The following is a 23,688-nucleotide window of genomic DNA, read 5'->3' as shown; positions in this document are numbered from 1 at the left end:
GTGACTGAAAACTTAAGATTATGATAATTTTAGACGGTAAAAAAGTAAGTAACGATATTAAAGAAGAAATTGCGCAACATGTAAGCGACATGGTTTCTAAAAATCAAAAAGTGCCACATCTGGCAGCTATTTTAGTTGGAACCGATGGCGCAAGTATGACTTATGTAAACGCAAAAGTAAAAGCGTGTGAAAAAATAGGCTTTAAATCTACTTTAATAGATTTACCTGAATATACAGAAGAAGAAGAGTTATTGGCAAAAATTAATGAACTGAACACCAATGACGAAATTGATGGGTTTATTGTTCAGTTGCCATTGCCAAAACATATTGATGAACAAAAAGTATTGATGGCAGTACATCCTGATAAAGATGTGGATGGATTTCACCCCGTAAATGTTGGTAAAATGGCTTTGGATTTGCCTACTTTTTTACCAGCAACACCATACGGAATACTCGAATTATTGGAGCGTTATCAAGTTGAAACTTCTGGTAAAAATGTGGTGGTAATGGGAAGGAGCCATATTGTGGGTCGTCCCATGAGTATCTTGATGAGTCAAAAACGAAAAGCTGGTGATGCAACAGTAACAGTTGTGCACAGTCGTTCTAAAAATTTGGCAGAAATAACCAAAGCTGCAGATATTATTGTAGCTGCCATTGGTATTTCGGAGTTTTTAACGGGTGATATGGTTAAAGAAGACGTTGTAATTGTTGATGTTGGAATTACACGTGTTCCAGATGCAACCAAAACAAGTGGTTACAGGTTGGCGGGCGATGTGCATTTTGAAAGTGTGAGCAAAAAAGCAAGTTATATTACACCAGTACCAGGTGGTGTTGGCCCTATGACGATTGCTATGTTGTTGAAAAATACTTTGTTAGCTCGCGAACGAAGAAACGCTTAGAAACTTAATTCTTTTTTCGGCGGGCGCGTTTTTCAACTTTAGGAACAAACTGTTTAGGTATAAATTCCTTAGTTGAATCGTTAAGCAGTTTTTTTAGATCACTAAACTCAGTTTTAGTTAATTCTCTATATTCTCCTAGAGGCATATCTAAATTAATGTTCATAATCCGCACACGTTTTAGTGTTTGTACTTCATAATTTAAATATTCACACATACGGCGTATCTGTCTATTTAATCCTTGAGTTAAAATAATTTTAAACTCATAAGTCCCCAGTTTTTCTACCACACATTTTCTGGTAGTTTTGTTTAATTCCTCTAGCGGAACCCCACTAGACATACGTTCAATAAAAGTTTGGGAAATGGGTTTATCTACCGTAACAACATATTCTTTTTCATGATTGTTACTGGCTCGAAGAATTTTATTTACAATATCGCCATCATCGGTTAAGAGGATTAAACCTTCGCTTGGTTTATCTAATCTTCCAATAGGAAAAATCCGTTTTGGGTAATTTATAAAATCGATAATATTATCTTTTTCTACACTGGTATCGGTTGTGCAAACAATACCTACGGGTTTGTTAAACGCTAAATAAACAAAGGCTTCTTTTGAATTAATGATTTCTTTTCCATCAACATGAACCACATCATTGGGCGCTAATTTTGTGCCCATTTCTGGGATAACACCGTTTATGGTTACACGCCCTGCTTCAATTAGTTTATCGGCTTCCCGTCGTGAACAATAACCAACTTCACTTAAAAATTTATTAATACGTTTTAATTCTATTTCCATTTGAATAAAAAATCAAAAAACCATTTATAATCATTCAATAATACAACAGCAATGGTTTCGTTACCAAATGCCCATTATGGGCTTCATGCTTCAAAAGTACAACAAATCTAGTCGTTTAAAAACTCTAATATATGGGTATATACTTGTTCGTTTTTTAAGCCATGACCAAGTCCTGTGGTTCGTATCAGTTTAGAATCCTTATAATGCTTAGAAATATCCAACGCATCTCTATAAGAAATGATTCTATCTTTTTTATCGTGAATAATGAGTCCTTTGGCTTGGATATCGACTAGGAAGTTTTTAGCAGAAAAATAATCTGGTTCATGGCCATAATGCTTTAAATAATATTGATTCATGGCTTCTGAAACTTTTTTACTGTACCCCATCATTTGAATATAATTATTGATGATTCCAGCAAAGTTTGAAGGGGCTCCTAACGACACTAGTTTTTTAATAGAAGAATGGTATTTATGTAATGAAATTGCTGAAGCCGTTGCGCCAACAGAGTGCCCTATGATGATGTCAATTTTAAATGAATTTGTAATGGCATGGATACATTCAGAATATATAAAGACATTAAATATGTTATTCCCAGAATTGCCATGAGCAGGCGCATCTATAGCAATGATATTATAATTATGGGATTGTAAAATCTCGATGAGGTCTTTCCATCTAAACGCATTACTTTCCCAACCGTGTACTAATAAAACAGTTTCTTTTGATCCGATCCAGTGATAGGTTGCAATGGGAATGTTTTGATAAAAAACGGTTTCTTGTGTAGCTGTGTTTAAAAATGGTACTTCATCATCTTTAATTTTTCCTTTTTTTGGTTTTGAAAATATAAAAACTGCTATATATGCAGCATAATTGGGTGAAACATAGCTAACGAAGTTTATTAAACCTCCAATAGTTTTAATAAGATATTTGTTCATTTAATGCTCTCTGTTTACTAAATCCATAGAAAACGCGGGCATACAAATGGCAATATATTCGCAAACTTCGGTAAACGGATTGGAATATTGTACACGAGTGTTTTTTAAAATTTTTATGGATTGACCAGCTTCTAAAACAACGGTTTCATTTTCAATTATAAACTGTTTTTTGCCACGAATTATAAAGGTGTATTCATCAAATTCGGGTGTCTGAAAAGGTTCGCTCCAACCGGCAGGAGCTTTCATGTGCGCAATGCTTATTTGAGAATTGCCATTGGTCGCTTCTCCAAAATGTTCTTTAATAATTTTGCCATCGGTTGTAGGAACAACAAAAGGATTATCTTGGATGATGTATTTTTTATCAGTCATGAATCTAAATTATTCATTATAAATTTTTCATTCTTAATTATTTTAGCGGTTTCTTCTTAATCATGCCCCCTTTTAAATCTTTAACAATGCCCATAATAATGAAGGCATTTCTATCAATTTTGTCAATTTCGGTCTGTAATTTAGAAAGTTCTAATCGGGTAACAACGGTATAAATAATATCTTTATCGTAGCTGTCTCCACTTTTACCAAAACCGCCTTTTCCAGCATAAATAGTGCAGGCTCTACGCAATTTTTCTGTAAGCATAATGCGTAAATCTTCGTGTTTAGTAGAAATGATGGTAACACCCACATATTCTTCAACGCCATCTACTACAAAATCGACTGTTTTAGCAGCAGCTAAGTAGGTTAATATAGCGTAAAGCGCCGTTTCAATAGATAAGACATACGCCCCAACTGAAAATATTAAAATGTTGATTAATAAAAGGATGTCTCCAATAGTTAGTGATAATTTTCTACTTAAAAATATAGCTAATACTTCGGTACCATCAATTACACTGCCACCTCGCATAGACATTCCAATTCCCAAACCTAAAAAGAAACCACCAAAAACCGAAATTAATAATTTATCTTCGGTAACAGTTGGGTATTCAACAAAGTGAACTATAAATGCTAAAAGCGAAATAGCAGCAATACTACGTATGGCAAACTTAACATTGATGGTTCTTGATGCTAAAATTAAAAATGGCAAGTTCACTAAAATTAAAAAATAACTTAAATCTAAACTGGTAATGTTTTGAAGTAATAACGAAATCCCCGTAGCACCACCGTCAATAAAGCGGTTTGGTAATAAAAAGCCTTTTAAGCCAAATCCAGCAGAAAATACGCCTATTATAATGAAAATATATTCTTTAATGGCATGCGATACTTCAACCTGAAATTTCCTAACTAAAGGAACTATCTGTTTTTTGCTTACGGTTTGATTTTTCTGTTTAGATTGAAGTCGTTTTCGAGCAATATCAACCAACAGTTTTGATATGAATGGATTCATTAAGCCAATTTTTAAAGGTCTATTATTAACCTATTTCTTCATCACTTTGGTTAAAATACCAAATACACTACGAATAAATGTTGCACTTGTAAGTACTTTTACTATGGGGTTCATTGCAGTGCTTTTTCTTCTTGAAGAAGTTGTAGAACGTTCCTTAGAAGTTGCTTTTTCAAGAGCTTCCTTTTCTTGTTTTGCTTTTTCTTTAGCTTCTTCGGCTTCAGCTTGTTCTATTTTTTTATTTAGAAGTTCGTAAGCACTTTCTCTGTCTATGGTTTCGTTGTATTTTTTGACAAGTTTCGATTTTGAATTCAATGTCTTTAATTCATCATCGCTTAAAATATCCATTCTACTCATAGGTGCACGCATCATGGTAGCTGCAAGTGGAGTAGGGCGTCCTTTTTCATCAAGAGCAGAAACTAAAGCTTCTCCTGTACCAAGCGATGTTAAAACATCTACTGTATTGTAGTATTCAGAATCTGGGTAATTTTGCGCCGTTAATTTGATGGCTTTTCTATCGTTAGCCGTAAATGCTCTTAGTGCATGTTGAATTTTTAAACCTAACTGACTTAATACAGCTTCAGGCACATCGGTAGGGTTTTGGGTTACAAAATACAAGCCAACTCCTTTACTACGAATTAATTTAACAATGCTTTCAATTTGATTTAAAAGTGCTTTTGAGGCTTCATTAAAAATTAAATGGGCTTCATCAATAAAAATAACAAGTTCTGGTCTATCACTATCACCTTGTTCAGGAAATGTGGAATATATTTCAGCAAGCAAACTCAACATAAAGGTTGAAAATAACTTGGGTCTATCTTGAATATCGGTTAATCGTATGATGTTGATATAGCCTTTACCGCTGTTATCAATACGTAATAAATCATCTACATCAAAAGAGGTTTCGCCAAAAAATAAGTCGGCACCTTGCTGTTCCAATTCTACTACTTTTCGTAAAATAGCACCTGTTGATGCGGTTGAAATGCGTCCGTAAGCATCATCAAATTCAGCTTTTCCTTCTTGGGTAGCGTACTGCAATATCTTTTTAAAATCTTTTAAATCGAGAATGGGCAGTTTGTTGTCATCACAATATTGAAAAATAACAGCCACAACCCCCGATTGAGCATCTGATAAATCTAAAATTCTAGACAATAAAACAGGACCAAATTCGCTAACAGTTGCTCTAAGGCGTACCCCATCTTGTTCAGAAAGCGTTAAAACCTCCACAGGAAAATTCTTAGCTTCAAACGGAATGCCAATTTGAGCATGGCGCTCATCAATTTTTGGATGCCCAGGACTTGGTTGTGCTAGACCACTTAAATCGCCCTTAATATCCATTAATAACACAGGAATGCCTTTGTTACTTAAATTTTCAGCTAAAACTTGTAAGGATTTGGTTTTTCCCGTACCAGTAGCGCCAGCTATTAAACCATGACGATTTAGGGTTTTTAAAGGAATATTTACTAAGGCATTGGTTACGGTTTCTCCATTTAACATGGCGGCACCAACAGATATAAAGTCGCCTTTACAAACATTACCTTCTGTGATGTATTTAAAAAAAGTTTCCTTCGTGCTCATTTACTATAATTTTTCATAAAAATACATGAAAAATAAAGAAGAAAAAAATCGGTTTTTCTAATTAAAAACCAATGAAATAACATTTTAACTCACATAGAAAATAAAGCTTTTTTGCTTGCCTATCTAAAGGCTTCGTAAATTACAACAATGTTTTCTGTGTGGTTGGTAACATTAATGGAGAACCCGTTGGTATTAAAACTTGTTACAGAGGCAGCAGTTAAGCCCTGTAAATCACCATTTTGATTACAGTATCTAATACTTATAGCTTGACTGCTAGATGCATATCTAGAAATATCATTAATGGAGTTTCCATTACCTCCATTAAATACAACTTGTTGGTTAATGATGCCTCCATAATTAGTTGCATACCCATCCATCGAGCCAAAAACATTTTGGTAGGTGTTATTATTGTTGCCTACTCCATTGTCGGCATTAATAGTATATGTTTCAATATTCGCATAGGCAGTAAATTTAATTTGGCTCGGTTTAAAAGGCAAACCGGAAATGGTTTGATTGCCAGTACCTGTAATTATAAATTTCCCCATGTGAACGGTAGAAGCTAAATAAGCACCAGAATCTGTGCCAGTAGAAATTAAATTTCCTGTATCAGCACTTATAACTGGGTTTGTTGCAACGGTTAACCAAATTGGTGAAGCTGGTGTGCCAGAATTAAATTGAAATTTATCAGTGTTTACGTTATAAATTAGTAAACCATTGGCGGGATTTGAAATGGCATTTCGTTGCACATTCGTTAATCGAGGCACTAAAATACCTTGGGTTGTAGATTCAACATCTAAAATAGAAGAACTGTTCGGGTTGGTGGTGCCTATACCAACTTGAGCAAAATTATAATAATGGCATAATACCATTATTACGGGGAATAAAATTTTTTTCATATTGAGAGAGAGAAAACAATTTACATTTACCGACCAAATGTAATAAAAACATGTTTAAGCACCAAATTAATCGATGAAATGTGTAATTATTATAAATAGTATAATATGTTACTAATTTTTATAATTAGCTCAGTTTCTCTAAATAAATGTACCTTTGCAGCCTAATTATTTAAAAATGAACAAGGAGCTATCAAGCTTAGTGAATAAAGGCGAGATGTTGCCGTTAATGGAAGAGTTTTACACCATTCAAGGTGAAGGCTTTCATAAAGGAACTGCTGCGTATTTTGTTAGAATAGGTGGTTGTGATGTGGGTTGCCATTGGTGCGATGTAAAAGAAAGTTGGAATGCCAATTTACACCCACCAACCGATATTTCAAAAATTGTTGAAAATGCCAAAAAACATAGCAATACCATAGTAGTTACAGGTGGAGAACCATTAACTTGGGATATGACGCCCCTAACCACAAAGCTAAAAGCGGAAGGGTTTCAAATACATATTGAAACTTCTGGTGCTTATAAATTAACAGGTGTTTGGGATTGGATTTGTCTGTCTCCCAAAAAAATGAAACTTCCTACTAAAGAAGTGTATGCAAAAGCCCACGAACTTAAAGTAATAGTATATAATAAAGACGATTTTCGCTTCGCAGAAGAACAAGCAGCCAAAGTAAACAAAGACTGTATTTTGTATTTGCAACCCGAGTGGAGCAAGCGCGATAAAGTGATTCCAGAAATTGTAGATTATGTGATGGCAAACCCTAAATGGAAAGTATCATTACAAACACATAAGTACTTAAATATTCCTTAAAAAAAAGAGACTGACTAAAAAGTGAATTGTGTTTTGTTTGTCAGGTTGATTTCTATGATAAAACCAATATTAACTATCAGTAAGTTAAAATATTTCGACAAGCTCAATATGGCATCGAACTACACTTTTTAATCAGCCTCGTTTTATTTTTTAAAAACAGGACAAAATTATTTAGTAAAGGGTACGCCAACTCTAACAGTTCCCCAGCCTAAATACATAGTGCCTTCATCGGTAAAAGCAATCGAGAAAGCTTCTAACGAATCGCCAGAACTTACAGGTGCTTTAACTCTAATAACATCATTAGCTTCGTTATACGAATACGCACCCCAAACATTGATGTCTTTATTTAAAATAATAGTCCATTCCTTCTCACCAGGAATCGTAAATAAAGAATATTCACCAGCTTTTACCGATTTTCCACCAACTTTCATGTCTTTATATAAAGTAACATTAGTAGCTTCGTTAGCGCCAGTACGCCATACTTTTCCATTGGGAGCTAAAGTACTCAAGTCTCTTTCTTTAAGTTGCGGTCTGCTGTAAACTACTTTTACAAGTTTACTGGTTTCTTTATTGCTGTTAGGATAAGCGGTTACATCCAACGGACTTTTGTCCAAAGAACTAAATTTTTGCGCCTCTATGTTAACAGATAAAAGCATGATAAAAATGCAAGCAATGCTTGTAATAAAGGTTGATTTTTTCATATTTAATTAGTGTTTTTAATTTCCACAAAAGAGGAAATTGATTGTTAATAGTAAGTTTTAAAGTTAAACTTAAAAAGTCTTAAAGTTTTTATAAAAGTCGACTATGAATGTTAAAGTTTACATGTGAATAAAAACATTGTTATTTGTCTGTTCTTTTTAAATAGCGCCCTCTTGGTTCGTCACCTTTATGCAGTACAATGTCAGAATGTAAAAACTGCGCAGCATCTGCCGAATCTTTCACTTTGGAAGTACTGCGTTTTATCATTTCTAGTTCGAATTTAGTTAGTAATGTATCTCTTATTCCGGTGTCTCTCCATGGAGATAAAGGTCTACATTTTTTAAATATGCCTCTAGTCAATACAAGCGCATCCAACAAAGCTTGGTTGGCACCTTGGCCTTTAAACGGACTCATGGGATGTGCCGCATCTCCAATAAGTGTTGCTGAACCTGCATTTTCTAAAAATTCAGGTTTCAGTAATTCTCGGTCATATACGGGATAACCAGAAATCTGAGTTTCCTTAGTAGCCGCTAAAATTTGGGGAACGGGGTTATGCCACTGGGTTCTTTTACAAGCCTCTTCTTTTAGGGCTTTAGTGCCTTGAGTACTTAATGTCTTAGCATCATCTTCTGGCATAGGGAAACTAAGTTGCCACATCAAGGAATTGCTAGCATAAGGCATCATGTAGATGCGTTCATTGCCATTAGCGGTTTGAAATACCGTTGCCGAATCCAGTAGGTCACTATCAAGATCTTCTAGAAGTTCTAAAGGGCAAATGCCCAATATCACAATACAGCCGAGGTAGCGTAACGGCGTGGTATTTTCACCAATTAATAACTTTCGCACCGAACTTCGAATGCCATCGGCTCCCACCACAAGATCTGCTTTGGTGTTTTTTATTTCTCCGTTCACTTCAAAATTTAGAATAACACCTTCACCTGTGGTTTCTTTGAAATCTATAAGTTGGTGCCCCCAATGTACTGCATCATGTCCACCAAGTTGCTCCATTAAAGCAAAGCGTAACGATTGGCGTGCAATATGTATATTACTGCGTTTTGGTGATTTTTTTTCATCCTGTTGCATCCACTTTCGCATGCCCCATTCACCAATCACGTTGCCATCTGTGGTATGAACCACATGTCGTGTGGAAATAACACCTTCATCTAAAGTGAAAACACCAAACCCTTCAATGGCTTTGCTGGCTTGCTGCAAGGTGAGTCCGTAACCCTGAGATCGTGCTTCGAAACTATTATCGCGCTCATAAAGCGTAAACGGAATGCCGCGATGTAAACATGCCACCGCTAGAGCCATTCCGCCTATACCACCACCAATAATGGCAACATGTGGGTAGTTTTCTGTATTGGGAATTGGAGGATATGCCGCAGGAACCAAACCCGAACCCGAACAGGTTAAGCAGGTGTCAAAATGTGCTTTGGGTCGCAAAGGAACTTCCTTTTCACCGTTCGATTTTTCAAATGCTTCCAAGGCTTTTTGGTAGTTGAGTCGTGCTTTTTTGCGAAGTCTCCGCTTTTTTCTACCCAGCCCTTTACATTCTAGACAAAACGTCCAACTAGCCTTTTCATTTTCCTTCTTTTTCATTTCTTCTCCGAATGCGAAGCATTCACGATTTCAAAATTTAACAATAAAAATGCATGAGTAATCCCTAAAGGGGTATTCACAAACAAATAAGGTTTTTTAATTAATTGGATTGAGACACTTTTCAACCATTTTATCGTTACTCTTAATGTAACCAAAATTACCATAAAGGCCCTTTAAGCGCATGGTGCCATTTTTCATTATTATGGTGTCTTTATCCCATCTTTTTTCCCAATAAATTATTCCTTTTTTTAAAGTTCCAACAGCATTATATATGGATCCATTTTTATCAACTCGACATTGATATACAAAATTATTAGGTTTTATTTCTATCCAAACCATTGTTCCTGGGTATTCCCATATTCCTACAACATCACTATTTTTAATTTTGCGAGTTGAAGAACATCCAACAAATATTAAGATAAAAATTAAAATTATAAATTTTCTCATAGTTAATTTTACGTTTATGTATTTAGAGGATTTAATCTCAATTTTCTTGACAAACCCCACTTTTTTTAGTGTTATTTAGTATAGTTCTTTGAGACCAAGGAAAGTTGCGTGTTTGTACGAGGATTTTCTAATTAAAAATCAGAAGCTAATAAAAATGCACTGAATCTTAATTAAGAACTAAAGTTAGCATTATTTTTATAGGGTGTTGCCAACTGGCTTTATTCTTTTATTTCCTTTAAATATTTATAATTATTTCCTTTTTTTATTAAAACATATTGATTCCAAAAATTTTTGTCATTTAGATTGTCAACAGAAAAATTCCATTCGGTTAGAAAACCAATTTGGTCAACAACTTTGCTTCCAAATAAATTACCTTCAATAGCTAAAGGTTCAAAATAGTTCCATTCATATAATTTTCGGGAATCATTAAAAGCCACAAAATAGTGAAGCTTTTTTATTCCTTCTTTGTTGGTTACTAATACTGGGTTAATTGCTAAATCTCTATTTTCTGAATATATTAAAGAATGAACAGATAATTTAGAATAATCGTTAGGATTGTTTTTCTTTAAAATTTCATAAGTTGGTTTAAAAACGTTTTCGTTTAATTTTTCTTCAAATGAAGTGTTTTTTGATTGTTTTTCTTTCCTTAAAGAATCTGCTACAATTTCGTATAGCCCAATATAATTTCGATTATTAATTTCATCAGTTTTCCAAATAGATTCTCCATATTTATCCCAATCTGGGTCTTTTTTTAAATCAGGGACTTTTTCAAATAATCTAGTTTCCCAAAAATCAGGATTTAATTCTGTTGAATTTTCTTTGAAAAAATTCCATTGTTGAAGATTATTAAAATATTGTTCTTCTCCGTCATTTATTGAGTTTGCTTGAAAATAAGTGACTTTTGATTTTTCGTAATACCATTTATCATTGTATTTCACAGCTTTTATAATGTAAGCGTATGTTCTTGGAATTTCTTCGAGAAACTCCTTGTCCTTTATGTTATTTGGCGAAATGATTTTTACGTTTTTATCTTTCTTATTTTTAGTTAATTCTTTAAAATCTTGAGAAGAAACTTGCTCAATAAAAAAAGCTACAAATTTTGTTTTGTTATCATTTAGCAATAATTGAAAAGGTTCATCATTACTATTGGATAAAATGGTTTTTAAAAATTGTTCATCAAAATCTTGTCTTAAATATTCATTTGAAAGAAGATTTAATCTTTCTTGACTTAATTGCTTTTCTTTTTTTAATTTCGGACTGTTAATTGCAATTGTGTAAATAATATCGTTTAATGCTTTGGACAAAGCATTGTTGATTGTACAATTAATTGACTCATTAGTACAGCCAAACTCAAATCCGGGATTATTCCAGTCTCCAATATAAGATTTGTCTAATGTTATTGAGTTTGATATGTTGTCAAATAATTGAATTTTGATTTCAGCATAGGCAACATTGTCTTTTTTGTACAACTCAATTTTTGAGAAATTAAGAACATATTGAAATTTCTCGGTTTCAGATATTTTTTTTAAATTAATTAAAGAACCATTACTTTTTTTGTCTTTTAGAATAATTAATAGATTTGGGAATTTTTCAAAAAAACGATATGCTAAAAATTGCTCGGTAATGGAACTTGCATTTTTGAAAAAATCGATATTTTTAGAAAATTCCATTTCACTTTTTATCATTTCTCGAATGTTTTCGGGTTTTGAAAAAAAATCTTCAGATTTAAGGTGAGATTCTGTTTCTGAAGTATTATTGTTTTTAACAAGACTGTTGTTGTATTCCGTTACTTCTTTCTTGAATGATTTCTCGTATTTTGTTTCATTTGGGGAAAGTATTAGAATTGTTGGTTCAAGTTTTTCCTGTGCAAAAGTTAAGATTGAAACTATTAGAATTATTAAAGTAAATAATTGTTTTTTCATTTGCGTTTTGTTGAGTTCAGCTTGCTGGTAACTCGTCATATAGTAACTTTTGTTACTCGTATCCCTTAAATATGTCAGGATATAGTAAGCTTATTGCTACTGTTATCACACAAATATAATTAATATTTCCTACAATAAAACAAAAAAATCCCGATAGAAAACTATCGAGATTTGTTATTTATTCACTACAATAAGTAAACTATTTATTTTATAAGGCCGCTTTAATTTTTTCAATAACCTCACTATATTCGGTATCAGAAAACGTCGTTTTTTGTGGGTTCATTTCAAAAACACCTCCAAAACCATAACCATCTTTATATTTTGGCACCACATGAAAGTGTAAATGCGATAAGGTATCGCCATAAGCGCCATAGTTAATTTTAGTTGGGTTAAAAGCCGATGTTATGGCTTTCGCTACGTTTGCCACATCGCGCATAAAGGCATCGCGCTGTGCATTGCTTAATTCATGAAAATCAACTCCATGATCTTTATGAACTACATTGCAACGACCCAAATAGGACTGCTCTTTAAATAGAAATAGTTGTGAAACTTCTAAATCACAAATTTTAATCATTAAACTATGTAGCGTGTCATTGTTTTGGCAATACAAACATTCTGAACTCGATGTTTTCATATTAATTTGTGGTGTGTATTATTAATTTTATAATCCAAGAATAAGTGTGTTTTAAATCAACTTATTTTCGCATCACCTTCACATTCATTTCCTCCACTTTTTTGTCAGATAACATAGATGGCGCACCAAATAATAAATCATCACTGGTGCCTGTTTTCGGGAATGCCATCACTTCTCTGATAGATGCTTTTTTCTCTAAAATCATCATCAAACGGTCTACGCCCCAAGCAATACCACCATGTGGTGGCGCACCATAATGGAATGCTTTATACATAGTGCCAACACTTTTTAGCATTTCCTCTTTGTTGTAGCCCATGTTTTTATAAGTTGCTTCTAGGATTTCTGGTTTATGCGCACGCACCGAGCCACCGCCTATTTCGTAACCGTTCAATATTAAATCGTATTGTTGTGCTATAATGCTTCCAATTTCTTCTTCCTTGCCATTCATGTGCTTGTCAATATCGTAAACCGCAGGCATCGAGAATGGGTTATGTGTAAAGGTCCAACGGCCTTCATCGGTTTTTTCGAACATTGGGAAATCAATTACCCAAGCAGGTCGTAATTCCTTTGGATTGATTAAATGCAACATGCTACCAAGTTCTTGACGCACCGCATCCAACGCTTTGTTAGCAGTGGCATAATCGGCAGCTGAGAAGAATACAATATCACCAATTTGTGCATTGGTTGCTTTAATGATGCCTGCAGCGATTTCTTCCCCTAAAAACTTGATGATAGGCGATTGTAAATCGTTTTCATTAACTATAATGTATGCTAAACCACCTAAACCGTGTTGTTGTGCGATAGCAGTCAGTTTTTCAATTTGCCCTTTCGATAAACGTTTGTTACCTTGTTCTTCTGCAGAAACTTTGATGCATTTTACAATACCCCCATCTTCAATGGGTTTACTGAATACTTGGAAGGTGGTGTCTTTAACAATGTCTGTAATGTCTTGAAGTTTTAATCCGAAACGTAAATCGGGTCTATCGCAACCATAAAAATCCATGGCATCTTGGTAGGTAATCACTTCAAACGGACGTAAAATCCATTTGTTACCGTATATTTTTTTAACCACTTCATTAAACATTTTGGTGTTTAAATCGATGATTTGTTGCATGCTCGCATACGCAATTTCAATATCTAACTGTGTAAATTCTGGTTGACGGTCGCCACGAGAATCTTCATCTCTAAAACAACGTGCTATTTGAAAATATTTTTCGTACCCACTTACCATCAACATTTGTTTAAACTGCTGAGGTGCTTGTGGTAAGGTATAAAATGCGCCAGCTTGTTTTCTTGACGGTACAATAAACTCGCGGGCACCTTCATCGGTTCCTGCACTTAAAATAGGCGTTTCAATTTCCAAGAAATTTTCTTCATCTAAAATATCGCGCAATAACTTGATAACCTTGTGACGGTTTACAATCACCCGTCGCACATCGTCGTTTCTGTGATCTAAATATTTGTATTGAAAACGTGTGTTTTCATTGGTTTTTGTAGCACGTTTTATTTCGAAAGGCAGCGTTTTAGATAAATTTAAAATATCTAAATTATTAGCTTCTAATTCTATTTTTCCAGTTCGTAAATTAGTGTTATAATCGTCCTCTTTACGTTGCACAATGGTTCCAGTAACCGTAATAACCGATTCTGGTTTTAGTTTTACCAACTCATCTAAATTCGGGAACGATTCTCTGCTTAAACGCACTTGGAACACTTCGGTACTCGAATCGCGTAAATCGATAAAAATTAATTCACCGTGGTCGCGTACACTGGAAACCCAACCTGCAAACGTTACGTTATTGGTAATGTTTTCTTCCGATATATCAGTAATTAAATGGGTTCGATATTCTTCCTTAACAATGATTGGAATTTGCGGTAAAGCTTCTTCCTCTTTGGCTTTTGTTGAAGTTGATTTTTGGGCTTCGACTGCGCTCAGCCTGTCATTAGAACTTTCAACTTGTAACTTTGAACTATCCAACTGACTTAAAATCCCTTTGCGAATCACTTTACCTGAAGCGCCTTTACCAATAATGGCAATAATTTTTCCAACAAGAATTCCCGCTTTTCCTTGGTTTCCAGCTTTGATTTCGCTGGCAATAGCTTCATTTTCTGAAATGACCTTAGCGATCGCTTCTTGAATTTTTTCTTCCGAAATGGTGTTGTCTTCAAAATATTGGTTGTAGTCAAAACTTCTATCTTTCAAATAGGAAGTAATTGCATTTTGAACCAAAACAGACGTTATTTTTTCATCTTTAAAGAGTTGAAAAATTTCAATAAGATGTTCAATTCTGTGGATGTCAGCATAATCATCGGCACCAATATTATTCACCAAAGTTTTAGCAACAAATGATGGGTCTTGAAGTACATTGTTGATAGTTACAAATGTTTTAGAACGCAACGAATCAGCAGTAAAAAACTTAGCATCTTGAGGTAATACGCCACCATTTATCAAAATTGATTCCACCGCAAAAGGAAGTGATTGGATATCCACATTAATAGATTCTACCGCAGACTTGATGTTTACAAATGGTAAATCGGGCTCTGAAATAAAGCGGTAATCCGCTTCAAATTCCTTTTTACGCATGGTTTTGGTCTGCTTTAAATCGGCATCCCAAAGCACAGTGGTTTGGTCGGGTCTGAATTCTTTATGCTCAATATAATAATTGAACTGTTTTTCAACTTCTTCCTTTAACGCCTCCACCATAAACTTAAACGAATTCAAGTTTTTAATCTCGGTACGTGGATTTAAAGTGTAGCTATGTTTTTTGCGAAGTGACACCGAAACATCTGATTTAAACTCACCTTTTTCAAGATTCGCTTCCGAGATTTTTAAATTTTGAACAATACGCTGAATATATTGGGCATAAATGGAAGCGTCTTCAATGTGACGAATACAAGGTTCGGTAACAATCTCAATTAACGGAACGCCTGCTTTATTAAAATCGACTAACGAAACTGTTTTTTCGTGCATCAATTTTGCAGCATCTTCTTCAATATGGACTTGCGTTAAATTAACCGTAAACTGCGACCCATCATTTCGGAAACAAGATACTTGTCCGTCTGGAATTACAGGGTTATGAAACTGTGTAATTTGTATATTTTTTGGGTTGTCTGGGTATTCATAATGCTTTCTGTCCCAAGAAATAACTTCATTTTCAAAGGATGATTTTACCGCTTTTCCAAAGTAAATGGCCTTGGTAATGGCTTCTTTGTTTATGGCAGGTAAAACGCCCATTTGTCCTGTACAAACAGAACAGATATTATGGTTAGGTGTTTCAATTTCTTGATTTGGGCAAGAACAAAACAACTTGGTTTTTGTATTTAATCGAACGTGTGTTTCCAGTCCGATAACTAACTCTAAATCGTGTGCTTTAAGTGCTGAGTCTAATTGTTCTAGTTCCATTATATCATGTCTTTTAAGAAGTTAGCAAACTTCAAAACAAGTTCGTCGTTATTTTTAGCGGCTGTAATTTGTAAGCCAGTTTCTGTGCCTTGTGGGATAGTTAAAGTTGGCAATTGCCCCAAACTAAACCCAACCGTGTACGCATCGCTTAAATACATGGCGTGTGGGTCTTTTAAGCTGTCACCAATTTTCGGAGGTGTTCCCGGAGTTACCGGAGATAAAATGATATCGACTTCTTTAAAATCGTTTTCAAAATTTTCGGAAATAGAATCTCGAAGCGCTAAACCTTTCAAATAGATTTCATCTGAAAATCCTTGAGATAATACTTGATTTCCACCAACAATACGTCGTTTTGTTTCTTCTGAAAAATTCTCAGAACGGGTAATCGCGTAAGATTCTTTTAGGTTTTTATCCTCAATGCGATTTCCGTAATTACTACCATCTAAACGTGAAAGGTTAGAAGCAGTTTCAGCCATTGCCAAAGTATAATATGTAGAAACCAGAATATCGGATTTAAAGAAATCCAGTTCTTTTACTTCAATACCTTCTGCTTTTATTTTTTCAATAGATGCTAAAAAATCAGCTTTAATTTTAGAATCAATTGCATCACTTTCAATGAAATTTTTAAAATATCCGATGGTTTTAATGTCTTTTGAATTTGAAATGCTTTCTTCTTTAATTTCTTCGGAAGCGTAAGTGGTTTGATCTTTGGCATCTTTACCACTCATCACATTCAACACAATGCGAATATCTTCAACCGATTTGGCGATAGGCCCTACGCAGTCGGTTGATGAAGCATAAGCCATCAATCCGTAGCGAGAAATGCGTCCGTAAGTCGGTTTTAAACCATATACATGGTTATAACCAGCTGGTTGGCGCACCGATCCACCCGTATCGCCACCAATAGAAAAAGCGGTGTAATCTTTCGCTACATTTACCGCAGAACCACCACTAGAACCACCACCCACTAAATTGGGATTGATCGCGTTTTTTACAGCGCCAAATATGGTGTTTTCAGAAGAAGAACCATGACCAAAACTATCGCAGTTTTCTTTTACTAACGGAATAGCACCCGCATCCAATAATTTTTGAATGGCCGTTGCTGTGTACGCCGATTTGTAATTTTTAAGTAAGTCTGAACTCGCTGTTGTGTAAGTGCCTTGCACCATGTACACATCTTTGATGCCAAACGGAATGCCTTCCAGCAAACCAATGCTTTCGCCGTTTGCAATTTTAGCATCTACTTTTGCTGCTAAATCCAACGCCAAGGTGTCTAGTAAAGAGTTTACAGTGTTGTTAGTGTTGGCTTTTAAAGCATCTAATTTTCCTTGAACTAAAGCAGTACAAGTTATTTCTTTGTTCACCAATTGTTGATGAAGTTGTTTTATTTGAGAATTCATAATTATTCTTCTATAACTTTAGAAACCACTAAATAGCCTTTTTTCTCTTTTGGGAAATTTTCAATAATGATTTGCTTTTCCAATGCAGGACTTTCAATCACGACATCGTCTCTTAAATCGTTTAACGACACGCTGTTATTATGATTAATATTAAAAGAGTTGTTATTTGTAGGTTGTGCATTTTTAATCACCTCAAATAATTTGTTCACTGCCTCACTGGGTTGTGCTCCTTTAATACTCGACAAGATGTCGACTGTCATAATTTTACTCATTTTATGAATTTTTAAATTAAAAAAAAGCCCTCCGTATTTGGAAGGCTTTATATATTTTTAAACAACAACCTTCCTGTCCTAAAAATTAGGATTATTGAAATTATTATTGTTATTATTCAACATTGTTTTTTTTATATTGACAAATATATATAGAATAAATTGACTACACACTTTTTTTTCCAATATCCTTATTTTAATTGTCAGATTACTAAAAAACTTAAAGTTAAGTTAGTAGTTCTACAATTTATCTCTAACTATTGTTCATTTAAGTAAAACATTCAATTGATAATTCGTCAACATAATTTAAAAGTTTTGAATTTTTTTGTTAGAAAACAGTAATGACAGAACCTCAAAATATGAGTTTTAATCAATTTTTTGTTTTTTCAAAAATTCAAAAGAAAAAATAAATCGAAAAATGCGATTTAAGGCACTTTTAAAGCGATTTAAGGCACTTTTAAGTAATTAACAAATGTTGATAATTATGCGAATGAGTCGATGAAATGCTTTTTAAAAGCATGATAATTTCGTATATTTGTTTGTGTTCAAAAGGATGCTAAATGCATCTTTTTTTTGTGTAAAAAAATAATAGAAATAAACAATATTAAATTATAATATGAGCGAACCTAAAGAAGAATTTAACAAGCACAATTATTCGGCAGATAGTATTCAGGCATTAGAAGGTATGGAGCATGTACGTATGCGTCCATCCATGTATATTGGTGATGTTGGCACCAGAGGATTGCACCATTTGGTTTATGAGGTCGTGGATAACTCTATTGATGAAGCCTTAGCTGGACATTGTAATAATATTACGGTTATAATTAATGAGGATAACTCCATTACAACCGAAGATGATGGTCGTGGGATTCCAGTAGATTTACATAAAAAGGAAGGCGTTTCGGCTTTACAGGTTGTAATGACTAAAATTGGAGCAGGTGGTAAGTTTGATAAAGATTCTTATAAAGTATCAGGTGGTTTACATGGTGTTGGTGTAAGTTGTGTTAACGCACTGTCAGAACATTTACGTGCAACCGTATATAGGGATGGAAAAATTTATGAGCAAGAATATGAGCGAGGTAAAGCCATGTATCCTGTAAAACAAATTGGAGAAACCGATAAAAGAGGTACAACTGTAACGTTTAGGCCAGATTCAACCATTTTTACCCAAACGGTAGAGTATAATTATGATACACTAGCAAGCAGATTGCGTGAGTTAGCCTATTTAAATAAAGGAATTACCATTCACTTGGTAGATAAAAGATCTAAAAAAGACGATGGTACTTTTGAGGGAGAGACGTTTCATTCTGAAGAAGGTTTAAAAGAATTTATCAAGTTTTTAGATGGAAATAGAGAGCCTTTAATGAAAGATGTTATTGCTTTTGAAGGCGAGAAAAACGGCGTGCCTGTTGAGGTGGCTATGGTTTATAATACCTCGTATGCGGAAAATTTACATTCGTATGTAAATAACATTAACACGCATGAAGGAGGAACGCATTTATCAGGTTTCCGCAGAGGGTTGACCATGACTCTTAAAAAGTATGCTGACGATTCTGGATTGTTGAAAAACTTAAAATTCGAAATTGCTGGTGATGATTTCCGTGAGGGCTTAACAGCTATTATTTCAGTAAAAGTTCAAGAACCACAATTTGAGGGTCAAACCAAAACCAAATTAGGGAACCGTGAAGTATCTGCTTCGGTTAGTCAAGCAGTATCTGAAATGTTAACCGATTATTTAGAAGAACATCCAGACGATGCTAAAACAATAGTTCAGAAAGTAATATTGGCAGCACAAGCGCGTCATGCAGCTCAAAAAGCTCGTGAAATGGTTCAGCGTAAAACCGTTATGAGTATTGGTGGTTTGCCAGGGAAATTAAGTGATTGTTCTGAACAAGATCCTGCAAAATGTGAAGTGTTCCTTGTAGAGGGAGATTCAGCAGGTGGTACAGCAAAACAAGGTCGTGATAGAGCGTTTCAGGCTATTTTGCCATTAAGAGGTAAAATTTTGAACGTTGAAAAAGCGATGACTCATAAAGTTTTTGAAAACGAAGAGATTAAAAACATTTTCACAGCTTTAGGGGTTACCATTGGAACAGAAGAAGATAGTAAAGCATTAAATCTTTCAAAATTACGTTACCATAAAGTGGTGATTATGTGTGATGCTGATATTGATGGTAGCCACATTGCTACATTAATATTGACATTCTTCTTTAGATATATGAAAGAGTTAATAGAAAACGGTCATATTTATATTGCTACGCCTCCTTTATATTTAATTAAAAAAGGTCAAAAAAAGGAATATGCTTGGAGTGATAAAGAGCGTGATGCTATTGCTGAAGAGTTTGGAGGCAGTGTAAGCATACAGCGTTATAAAGGTCTTGGAGAAATGAATGCAGAACAACTTTGGGATACGACAATGAATCCTGAGTTTAGAACCATGCGTTTAGTTCAAATAGATAATGGAACGGAAGCAGACAGGATTTTCTCTATGCTTATGGGCGATGAAGTGCCACCCCGTAGAGAGTTTATAGAAAAGAATGCTGTTTATGCTAAAATTGATGCTTAAATAAAATTCTAATAAAAAAACAATGCCGCTCCAATTGGAGCGGCATTGTTTTTTTATGCTTTTCGATTAAAAATCAAATCCAACCGAGAATTGCCAAACGCGGTTTTTTGGGTTGCCTTCATCATAAACACTACCTAATCCTAAATGGTACCTAACACCTAAAGACATACCGGATTCGGTTTTAAATCCTGCACCAAAGTTCATGCCCCAATCAAAACTTTGTGGGTCAAATTCTTGAGAGGTATCAAACAAGCCAAAATTACTGTCAAACTCTTCCTTGTGAGAGACAGCTAACCCAACTTGTGGTCCAACTTCTAAAAAGAAAGCTTCATCAGGGTAAATTTTTAGCAATAAAGGAAGGTTGACGTAATCTAGTTTTTGGGTAAATGTGCCTCCATTATCTTTTAACTCGTAGCCTTGTTGTGAGTAAAGTACTTCTACTTGCATTGCTACACTTTCAGAAATAAACGATTCACCATAAAATCCAATATGAAACCCATGTCTTTGTCCAGTTTCGGTTTCACCATCAAAGCTTACAGCAGCTAAATTATAACCGCCTTTTAAACCTGCGTTAGATTTTTGTGTTTGCGCATTAGTTGTTAATGCTATTGTAAAAAGGAATAAGATTTTAAAAATTGATTTCATTTTAGATATTTGTTTTTGGGTTATACGTTATTTATTTACCACCGTTTGCCTGTAAATCGGCAATACATTGTGCATCCAATTGAGGTGCTGAATTAGCACCAACTAAGTTGTCTAAACCAGAGCCGCTTTCGGCAGACCAATACATTAAACAACTTTCAACATTACAATGTTTGGCGTGTTCGGTGTCTTCGTGATTCTGTACCATGTTTGCACCTAAATTAGTAAGACCTAAAATGTGACCAAACTCATGAGAGATGACTGTGGTTTCCAAAATAGTACGGTTAGGTTCAAATGGGCTATTACTTAAATCTTGAATGGTTTCTTCATAAATTACAAAGGATGTATTTCTATAGGCAGTTCCTAAAACCACACCTGAATTGGTATTGCTTGCAGATGCACCGTCGGCAAAAAAGGCCCAAACAGCTATTTGGTTGCTGGTATTGTATTTGGTTCTGTTGGCATCTTCTACGGCGATAATTTCTTCATTGGTATAGGTTGCATTTCCTGGTGAAGGAATAGCTCTTGTTTCTACCGTAATGCCGCTAGGTTTAAAAGTGCGCGCTTCTAAAAAACTAACAAAGTTATTAATACTGTTTTGTGTAGGCTTAAAGCCTTCAACATAAACTAATTCAATTACCATACTTTTAAAAGTAGCTTCTGAAAGTAAATCGTTTGAAGAACTTCCGGTGTTTTTTTTATTTGCTAATTTAGTATCTGCAGGTGTTTCTGTATTAGTTGTTGCCTCTTCTGTCGAGCATGAAGCTAGAAGAACAAAAAGCAGTAATAGAGTTGTTGTTTTTTTCATCTTTTTATATTTATTGTTTAGAAATTAGATACTCTATGTTTTTTAACCGTTTTGATTGCTGTAAATTTAATAAGTTGGTTCTTAATATTATTTAAAATAAGCAGCTGTTAGTTTCCCAACAGCTGCTTCACCATAAACATAATGGTAACCAACCAAAAATCAAGTAGGTACTATATTTGAGACAAAACAAGGGTTACTGCTGCATTTGTTGTGCTTTTTAATGAAATAGATGTGTTACTAAAACTTGTTACTTCCCAGTTGTTATTTAATAAATTAAAGGTTGCGTTTCCTGAAAAAGTTAAGTTTAAAAATACTTCAGTTTCAGAAGTTACTTTATAAGTGCCTTCTACAGTGTTAATGGTTGAGTTTACGGCAGTACAGGTAAAATCGTTTGCGAAGTCTATTGTATAGTTTGCATAGTCTGAGGCTTTGTTTACACCTGCGTTTATAAACGATTGTACTTTAAAGGCTCCGTTAACTAAAACAGTTTCTAAATTTTCAGCTTCTTTTTCAGCTTCATCTTCAGCATCTTCAACACCTAAACAATCGTTAATGCTGTTTTTTAAATCTAAATCACTGGTAAGGGTTACTGCAGAGTTATTTGATAAGGTAGCTGTTATAGGATATTTTACAGAGAACAACTCAGTATTGTCCATATTGTTCATGTAAGCATATAATTGTTGTTCAGATTGAATAACCACACTTCCAGTTTGTTCTAAACTTAAGCTATAGGTTAAAATTGTTATTGGGAAATTGATGTCTAAACAAGAAATAGCATCTTTTCCAGCGTTTTCAGCGTCTTCACAGGCATCAATAATAGCATCGTATTCGCCTTGGTTTGTAACAACCACTTCTGTATAATTACTTAATCTAACACTTAAAGGGAATTGTAGTGTAACGGTATCATTATCATTAGTAAATTGTCCTAAAATATTTAATACTGTTTGATAATCAGACTGACTAACAATACTTACTTGAGACCCATTTACCGTTGCAACAACTGGTAACAATATGGATGAACATGATGCGCCATCTAAAAAGTCGTCAAAACTTCCATCATACATTGAAGTGCGCTCTAGATTACTCGCAGTTTCAGAGTTTGAATTATTTGTGTTTGGATTTTGTCCGTTTTCAGTATCAATTTCATCTTGACATGATGTGAATGATAATAGTGCTGTTAAGGCTAGACTTGTAATTAATTTTAAATTTTTCATGATAATAATTTTTTGGGTTATAATATTTTCTTTTTCATAGCGATTTTTTTTCGCTTTTGTATATGTAAGACAACCATATTTATTTTTACCCTACCTTTTTTTTAAAATAATTTCAATTAATTTATTTTTACTGAAATTTGATAGTTAATATTTTAAAGATCGAGTTAAAAACTTACGTTTTGCTTTCATGTACTATTAAGACAACTTAAAATAAATTTACCCTACTTTTGCAAATGTATATAATTCATCAAGCCCTAAAAATAGATTTTTAAATGAATAATAGTGACCATAAACTGTGTGAAGAAATCTACTTCAATACGTTTTATATAGAGCATGTGCAATCTGCCAGTAACTTTGCTTATTATAAATGTGGAGATAAAGATGGTGCTTTAGATTTAGTGCAAGATGCTTTTTCTAAAATTTGGGAAAATTGTTCTAAAATAGATTTCACAAAAGCGAAAACTTATTTATTTACTACCATTAATAATTTGTTCTTAAATACTATTAAGCACAATAAAGTAGTTTTAGAGTACGCAAAAACTTCACCTTATTTAGATAGAACAAATGAAAGTCCTGAATATATTTTAGAAGAAGAAGAGTTTAAAAAGAAACTACAAAATGCCATTTCCTTATTAACAGAATCGCAACGCGAAGTGTTTTTATTAAATAGAATAGAAGGTAAGAAATATAGAGAAATAGCCGAATTATTAGATGTTTCTCAAAAGGCTGTTGAGAAAAGAATGTCTGGAGCTTTAAAAATTTTACGAGAACATATTGAAAATATTTAATATTTAGGTAGGGTAAACATATTTT

Annotated in this window: 21 protein-coding genes; 4 read left to right on the top strand and 17 right to left on the bottom strand. The window is 34.1% G+C overall.

The window, feature by feature from the left end:
• Positions 1 to 20: 20 nt before the first annotated feature.
• Positions 21 to 899 carry a bifunctional methylenetetrahydrofolate dehydrogenase/methenyltetrahydrofolate cyclohydrolase FolD gene (gene folD, locus VP395_RS04345; protein WP_346240504.1) on the top strand — a complete coding sequence of 293 codons (879 nt, stop codon included), beginning with the start codon at positions 21 to 23 and terminating at the stop codon, positions 897 to 899.
• Positions 900 to 903: 4 nt separating this feature from the next.
• Here folD and rluF read toward each other — a convergent pair whose 3' ends face one another.
• The 6 genes from rluF to VP395_RS04315 form a co-directional block, all read right to left on the bottom strand.
• Positions 904 to 1,689 (bottom strand): 23S rRNA pseudouridine(2604) synthase RluF, encoded by a 786-nt coding sequence (rluF, locus tag VP395_RS04340; RefSeq protein ID WP_346240502.1) that lies wholly within the window; start codon positions 1,687 to 1,689, stop codon positions 904 to 906.
• 107 nt (positions 1,690 to 1,796) lie between these two features.
• Positions 1,797 to 2,621, bottom strand: coding sequence for an alpha/beta hydrolase (locus tag VP395_RS04335; RefSeq protein WP_346240500.1), 825 nt, complete (start codon positions 2,619 to 2,621; stop codon positions 1,797 to 1,799).
• A complete protein-coding gene (locus VP395_RS04330; protein ID WP_346240499.1) occupies positions 2,622 to 2,990 on the bottom strand; it encodes a cupin domain-containing protein in 369 nt (122 codons plus the stop codon). It abuts the gene before it with no gap.
• Positions 2,991 to 3,027: 37 nt separating this feature from the next.
• A complete protein-coding gene (locus VP395_RS04325; RefSeq protein WP_346240498.1) occupies positions 3,028 to 3,999 on the bottom strand; it encodes a YitT family protein in 972 nt (323 codons plus the stop codon).
• Between the two features lie 30 nt (positions 4,000 to 4,029).
• Positions 4,030 to 5,574, bottom strand: a complete 1,545-nt coding sequence (locus VP395_RS04320; RefSeq protein ID WP_346240497.1) for a helicase HerA-like domain-containing protein — start codon at positions 5,572 to 5,574, stop codon at positions 4,030 to 4,032.
• A gap of 119 nt (positions 5,575 to 5,693) precedes the next feature.
• On the bottom strand, positions 5,694 to 6,470 hold the full coding sequence (locus VP395_RS04315) for a hypothetical protein (RefSeq protein ID WP_346240496.1): 777 nt from the start codon (positions 6,468 to 6,470) through the stop codon (positions 5,694 to 5,696).
• 175 nt (positions 6,471 to 6,645) lie between these two features.
• Here VP395_RS04315 and VP395_RS04310 point away from each other — a divergent pair, with 175 nt between their 5' ends.
• A complete protein-coding gene (locus VP395_RS04310; protein ID WP_346240495.1) occupies positions 6,646 to 7,275 on the top strand; it encodes a 7-carboxy-7-deazaguanine synthase QueE in 630 nt (209 codons plus the stop codon).
• A gap of 167 nt (positions 7,276 to 7,442) precedes the next feature.
• Here VP395_RS04310 and VP395_RS04305 read toward each other — a convergent pair whose 3' ends face one another.
• The 8 genes from VP395_RS04305 to VP395_RS04270 form a co-directional block, all read right to left on the bottom strand.
• On the bottom strand, positions 7,443 to 7,976 hold the full coding sequence (locus VP395_RS04305; RefSeq protein ID WP_346240494.1) for a DUF2911 domain-containing protein: 534 nt from the start codon (positions 7,974 to 7,976) through the stop codon (positions 7,443 to 7,445).
• Between the two features lie 139 nt (positions 7,977 to 8,115).
• Positions 8,116 to 9,573 carry an FAD-dependent oxidoreductase gene (locus VP395_RS04300; protein WP_346240493.1) on the bottom strand — a complete coding sequence of 486 codons (1,458 nt, stop codon included), beginning with the start codon at positions 9,571 to 9,573 and terminating at the stop codon, positions 8,116 to 8,118.
• A gap of 96 nt (positions 9,574 to 9,669) precedes the next feature.
• A complete protein-coding gene (locus VP395_RS04295; protein WP_346240492.1) occupies positions 9,670 to 10,020 on the bottom strand; it encodes a hypothetical protein in 351 nt (116 codons plus the stop codon).
• 218 nt (positions 10,021 to 10,238) lie between these two features.
• Positions 10,239 to 11,942, bottom strand: a complete 1,704-nt coding sequence (locus VP395_RS04290; protein ID WP_346240491.1) for a hypothetical protein — start codon at positions 11,940 to 11,942, stop codon at positions 10,239 to 10,241.
• Positions 11,943 to 12,150: 208 nt separating this feature from the next.
• Complete coding sequence (locus VP395_RS04285; RefSeq protein WP_346240490.1) at positions 12,151 to 12,576, bottom strand: HIT family protein; 426 nt, start codon at positions 12,574 to 12,576, stop codon at positions 12,151 to 12,153.
• 61 nt (positions 12,577 to 12,637) lie between these two features.
• Positions 12,638 to 15,976 carry a bifunctional amidotransferase subunit GatB/aspartate--tRNA ligase AspS gene (gatB/aspS, locus tag VP395_RS04280; protein WP_346240489.1) on the bottom strand — a complete coding sequence of 1,113 codons (3,339 nt, stop codon included), beginning with the start codon at positions 15,974 to 15,976 and terminating at the stop codon, positions 12,638 to 12,640.
• Complete coding sequence (locus VP395_RS04275; protein WP_346240488.1) at positions 15,976 to 17,376, bottom strand: amidase family protein; 1,401 nt, start codon at positions 17,374 to 17,376, stop codon at positions 15,976 to 15,978. The genes gatB/aspS and VP395_RS04275 overlap by 1 nt, the downstream gene beginning before the upstream one ends.
• Positions 17,377 to 17,378: 2 nt before the next feature.
• A complete protein-coding gene (locus tag VP395_RS04270) occupies positions 17,379 to 17,648 on the bottom strand; it encodes a hypothetical protein (protein ID WP_346240487.1) in 270 nt (89 codons plus the stop codon).
• 613 nt (positions 17,649 to 18,261) lie between these two features.
• Here VP395_RS04270 and gyrB point away from each other — a divergent pair.
• Positions 18,262 to 20,211 carry a DNA topoisomerase (ATP-hydrolyzing) subunit B gene (gyrB, locus tag VP395_RS04265; RefSeq protein ID WP_346240486.1) on the top strand — a complete coding sequence of 650 codons (1,950 nt, stop codon included), beginning with the start codon at positions 18,262 to 18,264 and terminating at the stop codon, positions 20,209 to 20,211.
• Positions 20,212 to 20,277: 66 nt separating this feature from the next.
• Here the strand turns inward: gyrB and VP395_RS04260 are convergent, their stop codons facing one another.
• The 3 genes from VP395_RS04260 to VP395_RS04250 form a co-directional block, all read right to left on the bottom strand.
• Positions 20,278 to 20,856, bottom strand: coding sequence for a porin family protein (locus VP395_RS04260; RefSeq protein ID WP_346240485.1), 579 nt, complete (start codon positions 20,854 to 20,856; stop codon positions 20,278 to 20,280).
• 31 nt (positions 20,857 to 20,887) lie between these two features.
• Positions 20,888 to 21,661: a membrane metalloprotease gene (locus VP395_RS04255; protein ID WP_346240484.1), complete on the bottom strand. Its 774-nt coding sequence runs from the start codon at positions 21,659 to 21,661 to the stop codon at positions 20,888 to 20,890.
• Positions 21,662 to 21,831: 170 nt separating this feature from the next.
• Positions 21,832 to 22,875: a hypothetical protein gene (locus tag VP395_RS04250; protein ID WP_346240483.1), complete on the bottom strand. Its 1,044-nt coding sequence runs from the start codon at positions 22,873 to 22,875 to the stop codon at positions 21,832 to 21,834.
• 272 nt (positions 22,876 to 23,147) lie between these two features.
• Here VP395_RS04250 and VP395_RS04245 point away from each other — a divergent pair, with 272 nt between their 5' ends.
• Positions 23,148 to 23,663: an RNA polymerase sigma factor gene (locus VP395_RS04245; protein WP_346240482.1), complete on the top strand. Its 516-nt coding sequence runs from the start codon at positions 23,148 to 23,150 to the stop codon at positions 23,661 to 23,663.
• The last annotated feature ends 25 nt before the right edge of the window (positions 23,664 to 23,688 follow it).

The sequence above is a fragment of the Mariniflexile soesokkakense genome, assembly GCF_039650365.1.
In the GTDB taxonomy this organism is placed as follows: domain Bacteria; phylum Bacteroidota; class Bacteroidia; order Flavobacteriales; family Flavobacteriaceae; genus Mariniflexile; species Mariniflexile soesokkakense.
The sequence above is the reverse complement of the archived record's forward strand: the minus strand, read 5'-3'. Positions and strand labels throughout refer to the sequence as shown.